Consider the following 8216-nt stretch of genomic DNA (forward strand, 5'->3'; position numbering starts at 1 on the left):
CGTGCCGGTCGTGCCGGCGCCGCCCGGTCCGTCCGCCCGGCACCGCAAACCGCGGCGCACCGCCCCGCCCAGCCTGGTGATGGCGGCGGGGACGGTGGTGTCCCGGGCCACCGGCTTCGTCCGCTCGGCCGTCCTGGTGGCCGTCCTCGGCTCGGGGGTGCTCGCGGACGGGTACAACGTGGCGAACACGGTGCCCAACATCCTGTTCGTGCTGCTGATCGGCGGCGCGCTGAACACCGCGCTGGTGCCCCATCTGGTGCGCGCCGCCAAGGAGTCGGCGGACGGCGGGGCCGCGCACGTCGACCGGCTGGTGACGGTGCTGGTGACGGCCCTGCTGGTGCTGACGGCCGTGGCGGTGCCGGCCGCGCCGCTCGTCGTGCGGGCGTACACCTCGTACGGCGGAGCGCAGTTGGACCGTACGGTGCTGCTGGCGTACCTGTGCCTGCCACAGGTGTTCTGCTACGGGCTGTTCACCGTGCTGGGCCAGATCCTGAACGCCCGGCGGCGGTTCGCGCCGATGGCGTGGGCGCCGGTTCTGAACAACCTGGTCGTGATCGCGGTCTTCGGCGCCTACATCGGCCAACGGTCCTTCTCGACCACCGACTTGACCGTGCTCGGTGCCGGTACGACGGCGGGCGTGGTCGCGCAGAGCCTGGTGCTGCTGCCGTGCCTGCGGGCCGCCGGGGTGCGGCTGCGGCCGCGCTGGGACTGGCGGCAGGCCGGGCTCGGCGAGCCGCTGCGGGCCGCCGGGTGGACGCTGCTGCTCGTGCTCAGCGACCAGGTCGGCTACTGGGTGGTGACCCGGCTGGCCACGCTCGACGGCGCGCGGGCCGCCGAGGCCGGGCTCCCCGGCGTCGGGTACACGGCGTACAGCAGCGCCTACCTGCTCTGGATCGTGCCGCACGGCGTGGTCACGGTGTCCCTGGTGACCGCCGTCGTCCCCGCGCTCACCGCGGCCGCCGACGCCCCGCACACCGTGCGTACCGTCCTCGCCCGCACCGTCCGCACGATCGGCGTGGTCACCGTCCCGGCGGCCTGCGCGTTCGCCGTCCTCGCGCCGCAGCTGTGCGCCCTCGCCTTCGGCCACGGCCGCACCGACTCCGCCGACGTCCAGGCGATCGCGGGCATGCTGACCGCCTTCGCGCCCGGCCTGGTCCTCTACTCGGCCTCCTACGCGCTGACCCGCGCCTTCTACGCGCTCGGCGACAGCCGCACGCCCTTCCTGCTCAACCTCCTGCCCGTCGCCGCCACCGCGCTCGGCGCCCTGCTCTGCCACCGGCTGCTGCCGCTGCGCTGGGCCGTCACCGGGACGGCCGGCTGCTACGGCGGCTCGTTCCTGCTCACCTGCGTCGCCGCCCACCTGCTGCTGCGCCGCCGCCTCGGCCCGCTGCCCGTGCTGGGCGCGCACGTCAGGCTGCTCGCCGCCGCCCTCCCGGCCGCGGCCGCCGCCTGGTGGACCACCCGCTACGGCCTGCTGCCCGCCGTCGCCGTCCTCGCCGTCGGCTACCTGCTGCTCGCCCACCTCCTCCGCGTCGAAGAACTGTCCGCCCTCACCTCGCGATTGCGCCGCCGGTGAAGCCGATGAAGCCGATGGAACCGATGAAGCCGATGGAACCGAGGCGATGGAACCGATGAAGGTGATGGAACCGATGAAACCGATGACTTCCGTGAACCAGCTGCCCGCCGACGTCCGGCGCACCCTCGACGCCCTGCTCCGTCCGGGCCATCCGCTGCGCGCCCAACTCCCGCACCTGCGCATCGAGTCCCGCTGCGCCTGCGGCTGCACCGTCCACTTCACCGGTACCGGCACCGCCGCGCGCGCGGAGATCGTCGCCGAGGCGGGCCTCGGCGACGACGGCGAGGTGCTGCTGTTCGCCGAGGCCGGGAGCCTGTCCTGGCTGGAGGTGTGCTCCTGGACCGACCCCAAGCTCACCCTCGCCGAAGCCGCCCGTTTCCTGCGCGGGGAACCCTGCGACCCCCGCTGATCGTCCTCCCCGGCATGCCCACCGTTCTCGTTCTCGGCTTCGACCCGCACACCGTGCCCGGCATGGACGGCGACGGCGTGCGGGCCGTCCTCGACGCCGAACTCGCCCGCTTCGCCGACCACGGCATCGACGCCGCGATGACCCTGGTCGCCCCCGACGACACCGCCGAGCCCGCGATCGTCGCGGCGCTCGACGGCCGCGGGTGGGACGTGGTCGTCATCGGCGGCGGCATCCGCAAGCCCGAGCCGGCCCTCCCGTTCTTCGAACTCGTCGTCAACCTGGTCCGCCGGCACGCGCCGCAGGCCGCCATCGCCTTCAACACCAGCGCCGCGGACAGCGTCGAAGCCGCCCTGCGCCGGCTCTGAGCCCAGGCCGAGGCCGGGGCCTGGGCCTGGGCCGGCGAAGGCCCCGCCCCGGCTACCGCGTCGGGTGCGGGTCGGCCAGTTCGCGGCGGTAGGCGAGCCCCGGGCGCTCGGCGAGCAGGATCTCCTGCCGGAACCGGAAGCCGTTGCGGGCGAGCACTGCCTGGGAGGCGGCGTTGTCGACGGTGGTGGCCGCGGTCAGGAAGCGCAGGCCGTACGGGCCGGCCGCGAGCCGACAGACCTCGGCGACGGCGGCGGTGGCGATCCCGCGGCCGCCGGCGGACTCGGCGACGCGGTAGCCGAGTTCGGCTCCGCCGTCGGCGAGGTCGACCAGGTTGACCCGGCCGACGAGCTCGCCGTCCGCGTCCCGGACGACGTGGAACCGGCAGGTGCCCTCGGCCTGCTCGGCGAGGAGCGCGCCGTGCCGGGCCGGGAACTCGGCGAAGTAGGCGTCCCCGCGGTCCGGCACGCTGCGGGCGAAGTACGCGCGGTTGGTGCGTTCGAAGGCCAGCAGGGCGTCGGCGTGGTCGGGGCGGAGGAGTTCCAGGCTCAGCATCCGGCCATTCTGGCCCGCAGGGCCTCGGTGAACCACTCGAATACGTCCCGCAGGCTCTCCCGGGCGGGCCAGCCGTTGATGACCGCCAGCAGCTGCCAGTAGCGGTCCGCGCGGGGGTCGTTCGCCGTCCCGAGGCGGTCGGACAGCCACTGGCGCAGCTCCTCGTCGTCCGGGCGTCCGAAGGCCTCGGCGTAGGCGGCGGTCAGGGCCGCGACGGCGGGGTCGGCGGCGGGGGAGGCGGGGGCGGTCCCGGCGGCCAGCGCGGCGCGGACCAGGGACGTCACGGTCCCGGTCAGCGCGATGTGCAGACCGCTGCGGTCCCCCTCCGCCCGCTCGGCGGCCTGGTGCTCGGCCATCTTCCGCACGGCCGCGCGGAAGTCCCGGTCCTGGACGAGTTCGCCCAGCTCGACCCAGGCCTCGACCTGCTCCGGCCGCGGCTCGTCGGGCAGTTCCGGCATCGCCGAGCGCATCATGGCGACGAACCCGGGGTCGGCGTCCAGGCCGCCGAAGGTCTCGTCGATGAAGTCGTGGACGAGACGCCGGCGTTCGGCGTCGGAGAGCTTGGCGAGTTTGTGCATCAGTCTCATCTCCTCGGGGGTGGAGCCGCGTTGGGCGACGGCGAGCAGCACCGCCCGGCGCAGCCGCAGGGTGCGGATCTGCACCTCCAGCGCCTCGGCGTGCGCGGCGGCGACCTCCTGCAGCGGGGCCTCCCGCTCCAGCACCCGGCGGACCGCGGGCAGGTCGAGCCCGAGTTCGCGCAGGGTGCGGACGAGGTCCAGCCGGGCGAGCGCGTGCACGTCGTACAGCCGGTAGCCGGCCGGGGTGCGGCCGGTGGGCGGGACGAGCCCGGTGTCGGCGTAGAACCGGATGGTCTTGACCGTGAGCCCGGTGCGCCGGGCGAGGTCGCCGATCGAGTACCGGATGTCGTCCGCAGTGCTGCCGTCCATGGGCACCACTGTGGACTCTCCCCCTGCCGGAGACTCAAGCCCGTTGCCCTCTAAGGTCATGGCCATGAACGACACTGACAACGGGGCCTCGATCCGCGTGCTGCTCGCCGAGGACCAGGGGATGGTCCGGGAGGCGCTGGCCGCGCTGCTCGGGCTGGAGGGGGACATCGACGTCGTCGCGCAGGTCGGGCGCGGGGACGAGGTGGTGTCGGCGGTGCTGGCGAACGAGGTGCAGGTCGCCGTGCTGGACATCGAGATGCCGGGGATGACCGGCATCGAGGCGGCGGCCGAACTGCGCCGGCAGGCGCCGCGCACCAAGGTGGTCATCGCGACGACCTTCGGGCGTCCCGGCTACCTGCGCCGGGCGATGGAGTCGGGCGCGGACGCGTTCCTGGTGAAGGACGCGCCTGCCTCCGAGCTGGCCGAGGCGATCCGCCGGGTGCTGCGCGGCGAGCGGGTGATCGACCCGGTGCTGGCGGCGGCCGCGCTGGCCGAGGGCGCCAACCCGCTGACTCCGCGCGAGCGGGACGTGCTGGGCGCGGCCGCCGACGGCGCGGTGAACGCCGACATCGCGCGGCGACTGCACCTGTCGGAGGGGACGGTCCGCAACTACCTCTCGATGGCGATCCAGAAGACCGAGGCCCGCAACCGCACCGAGGCGGTCCGGATCGCCCGCGAGAAGGGCTGGCTGTAGCCCCGTCGCGGATCAGTTCAGCCGGTGGCGGGCCGCCCGCGCCTCCTGCCGGACCTTGGCCGCCCCGTCCGGGTCGAAGGCGTCCAGGATCTGCGCGTACGCGTCCATCTCCGCCGAGCCGCCGAGGAAGTCCCCGGTGCGGACGAGGAGTTCGGCCCGCTCCAGCCGGAGCTGGGCGGGGTGGCGCGGCAGCAGCAGGGCGAGTTCGGTGGCCCAGAGCTGGGTGCGGGCGTGTTCGGGACGTTCGGAGGCCCAGGCCCGGATGTTGCCGAGCACCCGCAGCACGACGTCCAGCGGCTGGGCCGGGGAGAGCATCGAAGGCGTGAACTCGTGCCCGGCGGCGGCGACCAGGTGCTCGACGTCCCCGGGGTCGAGCAGCCGTCCGCCGTGGAACGGGTCGGCCAGGACGTAGTCGCCGCCGCCTCCCGGCCCGCCCACGGCGACGATGAAGTGGCCGGGCAACGCGACACCGTGGACGGTGAGCCCGGCCCGCCGTCCCACCGCCATCCACACCAGCGACAGGGTGATCGGCAGGCCGCGGCGCCGCCGCAGCACCTCGGGCAGCAGCGAGGACTCCAGCCGCCGGTAGTCGGCCTGCCGCCCGTGGAAGCGTTCCCGCCCGCCGAGGACGGCCGCGAGCAGGGCGGCGGTCTCCTCCGGTCCGGCGGGCGCCCGCTCGGCGACGGCCAGCCGGACGGCGGCCGCGTGCCGTTCCAGGGCGGCCTCGCAGGCCGCGAGCAGGGCGTCCACGCCCGGCGGCTCGCCGGGGTCGCCCGGGTCGAGCGCCGGGCCGTGCTCGGCGGCGGCGAGCAGGCAGAGCAGCACCGGGTCGGGCTGCTCCGCGCGGGCGGCGGTCCGGAAGCGGTCTCTGCTCTGCTCGGTCACGGTGACGGCGACGGCTTTCGTACGGCGGACGGACGGGGCGACGGGCGGTTCGGGCGACGGGCGACGGACGGTTCCGGCAGCGGACGGAACGACCCGAGCGCTACCCCTGGGGAAGAAGGGCGTAGTGGTAAGTGTGACTGGTCGTGAAGCCGAGTCGGTCATAGAGCGCGATCGCCCCGGCGTTCTCCGCCTCGACCTGCAGGTAACCGCCGCTCGCGCCCTCCTCGGCCGCCCGTGCGGCGAGCACCGCCATGACCGCGGTCGCCAGCCCGGCCCGGCGGGCGTACGGCTGGACCTCGATCGCGCCGAAGCAGGCCCACGGCCCCTCGATGACGCAGCGTCCGATCGCCAGCGGCGGCTGTCCCGGCGCGCCCGGCACGGTCGCGAACCAGACCGACGGGCCGCCGTGCAGCACCCGCAGCGCCGCCTCCTCGACCGCGGGGTCCCCGGTCACCCGCCGGTACAGCGACAGCCACGCCGGGTCCGCCGTCCGCGCCAGGCGCACCCGGTCGTGCCCGCCGCCGGTCCGGGCGAGCCCGGCCAGCGGGGTGGTGCGGACCAGGGTGGGCGCGTACCCGGCGCCGAGCCGGTCGAGTTCGGCGCGCAGCGGCTCCGGCGACCCCGGGGTGATCACCTCGACGTACGAGGGCAGCTCGCGCTCCGCGTACCAGGCGCGGACGGCCGCCAGGGCGTCCGGCAGCGGCAGCCCCGGGTCCCCGAGCGCCTGGACGGAGTTGGCCCGCCGGGTGAATCCGGCCGAGGCGCGCAGCGTCCACGCGCCGAGCGGCTGCTGCTCGACGGCCGGCCAGCCGCGGCCCGCGATCCGCTGCAGTTCGACCGGGTCGGTGACCGGCAGCGGAGCGCGCCGGGCGGGAAACGGCGGCACGACCTTGCCTGCGACCAGCAGCTTCTCCGGCAAGAAGACCGGGTCCCCGGTTCGAGGCACGATCGTCAACCCAAGATCGTCCCACGATGTGAGCACGCCGATCGAATCCCGGAACACCGGCCGGTCGTCCACGAACTCGGAGAGGCGTCGGACGGACACGCGTCGTCCCACGTCAGAGCGATCTATCCGGACCTCCGGACGATCGCTGACCGGGTTGCCTGTCGCCATGTGGCCACCTCCTGTGCATTTGCGGTCTCCGACCCGCGATACTAGGGGCGGGCATCGACGACGCCGCGCTCACCGCGCACGCGAGCAGAACAGAACGGGCCGCCAGGCCCTTCCTAGGAGGAACGACAGCGTGACCTACGTCATCGCGCAGCCTTGTGTCGACGTGAAGGACAAGGCGTGCATCGAAGAGTGCCCGGTTGACTGCATCTACGAGGGCGAGCGATCGCTCTACATCCACCCGGATGAGTGTGTCGACTGTGGCGCTTGCGAGCCGGTCTGCCCGGTCGAGGCGATCTTCTACGAGGACGACACTCCGGAGGAGTGGAAGGACTACTACAAGGCGAACGTCGAGTTCTTCGACGACCTGGGTTCGCCCGGTGGCGCCTCGAAGCTGGGCCTGATCGAGCGCGACCACCCGTTCATCGCCGCTCTGCCGCCGCAGAACGCCGACCACTGACGATCGGTGGCAACGAAGCTGTGAGCAACGACAGCACGCGCGCGCCGTTCCCGGGCCACCCGGGAGCGGCGCGCCGCGTTTCCGACCTCCTGCCGGTCTTCCCCTGGGACAAGCTGGAGCCGTACAAGGCGACCGCCCTCGCCCACCCGGGCGGCCTCTGCGACTTCTCCGTCGGCACCCCGGTGGACCCGGTCCCGGAGGTCGTCCAGAAGGCGCTGGCCGCGCACACCGACACCCCCGGTTACCCGACGGTCTGGGGCCCGCTGGAGCTGCGCGAGGCGATCGCCGGCTGGCTGCACCGGCGCCTCGGCGCCGCGATCGGCCCGCAGGCCGTCCTGCCGACCGTCGGCTCCAAGGAGCTGGTGGCCTGGCTGCCGACCCAGCTCGGCCTCGGCCCCGGCGACCAGGTCGCCTACCCCCGGCTGGCCTACCCGACGTACGAGGTGGGCGCCCGGCTGTGCGGCGCCGAACCGGTCGAGTACGACTCGGTGGACGAGCTGGACGGCTCCCGGGTGCGGCTGCTCTGGGTGAACTCTCCGTCCAACCCGACCGGCCGGGTGCTGGGCGCGGACGAGCTGCGCCGCGCCGTCGAGTGGGCCCGGGAGCACCGGGCGCTGCTGGTCAGCGACGAGTGCTACCTGGAGCTGGGCTGGGAGGCCGATCCGGTCTCCGTCCTGCACCCGGAGGTGTGCGGCGAGGACCACGAGGGCCTGCTGGCCGTCCACTCGCTCTCCAAGCGTTCCAACCTGGCCGGCTACCGCGCCTCCTTCGTCGCGGGCGACCCGGTGGTGGTCCGGGAGCTGCTGGAGGTGCGCAAGCACGGGGGCATGATCGTGCCCGCCCCGGTCCAGGCCGCGACCGTCGCCGCGCTGGCGGACGACGCGCACGTGGCCGAGCAGCGCGGGCGGTACGCCGCCCGGCGCTCGGCGCTGCGGGCCGCGCTGGAGGCGTACGGCTTCCGGATCGAGCACTCCGAGGCGAGCCTCTACCTGTGGGCGACCCAGGACCGGCCGTGCTGGGAGACGGTGGCCGAGTTGGCCGGGCTGGGCATCCTGGTGGCGCCCGGCGACTTCTACGGTCCGGCCGGCGAGCGTTTCGTGCGGGTCGCCTTCACCGCGACCGACGAGCGGGTCGCCGCGGCCGTGGAGCGGCTGGCAGCGGCGCGCTGACCGCACGGCGAAGGGCCGGTGCTCCTCCTGGAACCGTGGGTTTCAGG

General features: G+C 74.4%; 10 protein-coding genes. 6 read left to right on the forward strand and 4 right to left on the reverse strand.

The window, feature by feature from the left end; all coding sequences use genetic code 11:
- Nucleotide 1 precedes the first annotated feature (1 nt).
- From murJ to ACFV04_RS42575, 3 genes are all read left to right on the forward strand, one after another.
- Entirely contained in the window at nt 2-1576 is a 1575-nt protein-coding gene (murJ, locus tag ACFV04_RS42565) for a murein biosynthesis integral membrane protein MurJ (protein WP_380536468.1), read from the forward strand.
- A 73-nt stretch (nt 1577-1649) separates the two neighbouring features.
- Nucleotides 1650-1985: a hypothetical protein gene (locus ACFV04_RS42570; protein WP_380536469.1), complete on the forward strand. Its 336-nt coding sequence runs from the start codon at nt 1650-1652 to the stop codon at nt 1983-1985.
- A 14-nt stretch (nt 1986-1999) separates the two neighbouring features.
- Entirely contained in the window at nt 2000-2350 is a 351-nt protein-coding gene (locus ACFV04_RS42575) for a hypothetical protein (protein WP_360261041.1), read from the forward strand.
- A 52-nt stretch (nt 2351-2402) separates the two neighbouring features.
- On the opposite strand, the gene ACFV04_RS42580 is transcribed toward ACFV04_RS42575, so the two are convergent.
- Both ACFV04_RS42580 and ACFV04_RS42585 read right to left on the reverse strand, forming a co-directional pair.
- A complete protein-coding gene (locus ACFV04_RS42580; RefSeq protein WP_380343748.1) occupies nt 2403-2903 on the reverse strand; it encodes a GNAT family N-acetyltransferase in 501 nt (166 codons plus the stop codon).
- Entirely contained in the window at nt 2897-3850 is a 954-nt protein-coding gene (locus tag ACFV04_RS42585; protein ID WP_380536471.1) for a MerR family transcriptional regulator, read from the reverse strand. Before ACFV04_RS42585 ends, ACFV04_RS42580 begins: the two co-directional genes overlap by 7 nt.
- A 64-nt stretch (nt 3851-3914) precedes the next feature.
- Between ACFV04_RS42585 and ACFV04_RS42590 the strand changes: the two genes are divergently transcribed.
- The gene (locus ACFV04_RS42590; protein ID WP_360261048.1) at nt 3915-4544 is read left to right on the forward strand and encodes a response regulator transcription factor; all 630 of its coding nucleotides are present in this window, start codon (nt 3915-3917) and stop codon (nt 4542-4544) included.
- A gap of 12 nt (nt 4545-4556) precedes the next feature.
- Here the strand turns inward: ACFV04_RS42590 and ACFV04_RS42595 are convergent, their stop codons facing one another.
- Together ACFV04_RS42595 and ACFV04_RS42600 are read right to left on the reverse strand one after the other, a co-directional pair.
- Nucleotides 4557-5429 carry a transglutaminase family protein gene (locus ACFV04_RS42595; protein WP_380343741.1) on the reverse strand — a complete coding sequence of 291 codons (873 nt, stop codon included), beginning with the start codon at nt 5427-5429 and terminating at the stop codon, nt 4557-4559.
- 100 nt (nt 5430-5529) lie between these two features.
- Complete coding sequence (locus ACFV04_RS42600) at nt 5530-6474, reverse strand: GNAT family N-acetyltransferase (protein ID WP_380536473.1); 945 nt, start codon at nt 6472-6474, stop codon at nt 5530-5532.
- Nucleotides 6475-6673: 199 nt separating this feature from the next.
- On the opposite strand from ACFV04_RS42600, the gene fdxA reads away from it, so the two are divergent.
- Both fdxA and dapC read left to right on the forward strand, forming a co-directional pair.
- On the forward strand, nt 6674-7000 hold the full coding sequence (gene fdxA / locus ACFV04_RS42605; protein ID WP_030061559.1) for a ferredoxin: 327 nt from the start codon (nt 6674-6676) through the stop codon (nt 6998-7000).
- A gap of 20 nt (nt 7001-7020) precedes the next feature.
- Nucleotides 7021-8169, forward strand: a complete 1149-nt coding sequence (gene dapC / locus ACFV04_RS42610) for a succinyldiaminopimelate transaminase (RefSeq protein ID WP_380536475.1) — start codon at nt 7021-7023, stop codon at nt 8167-8169.
- Nucleotides 8170-8216 lie beyond the last annotated feature (47 nt).

This window comes from Kitasatospora sp. NPDC059599 (genome assembly GCF_042735125.1).
In the GTDB taxonomy this organism is placed as follows: Bacteria; Actinomycetota; Actinomycetes; order Streptomycetales; family Streptomycetaceae; genus Kitasatospora.

What these genes read in the sequence shown, in the direction of transcription:
- ACFV04_RS42570 (WP_380536469.1), top strand. Translation starts at nt 1,650, where the DNA reads ATGAAACCGATGACTTCCGTGAACCAGCTGCCCGCCGACGTCCGGCGC.
- ACFV04_RS42575 (WP_360261041.1), top strand. Translation starts at nt 2,000, where the DNA reads ATGCCCACCGTTCTCGTTCTCGGCTTCGACCCGCACACCGTGCCCGGC.
- ACFV04_RS42580 (WP_380343748.1), bottom strand. Translation starts at nt 2,903, where the DNA reads ATGCTGAGCCTGGAACTCCTCCGCCCCGACCACGCCGACGCCCTGCTG.
- ACFV04_RS42585 (WP_380536471.1), bottom strand. Translation starts at nt 3,850, where the DNA reads ATGGACGGCAGCACTGCGGACGACATCCGGTACTCGATCGGCGACCTC.
- ACFV04_RS42590 (WP_360261048.1), top strand. Translation starts at nt 3,915, where the DNA reads ATGAACGACACTGACAACGGGGCCTCGATCCGCGTGCTGCTCGCCGAG.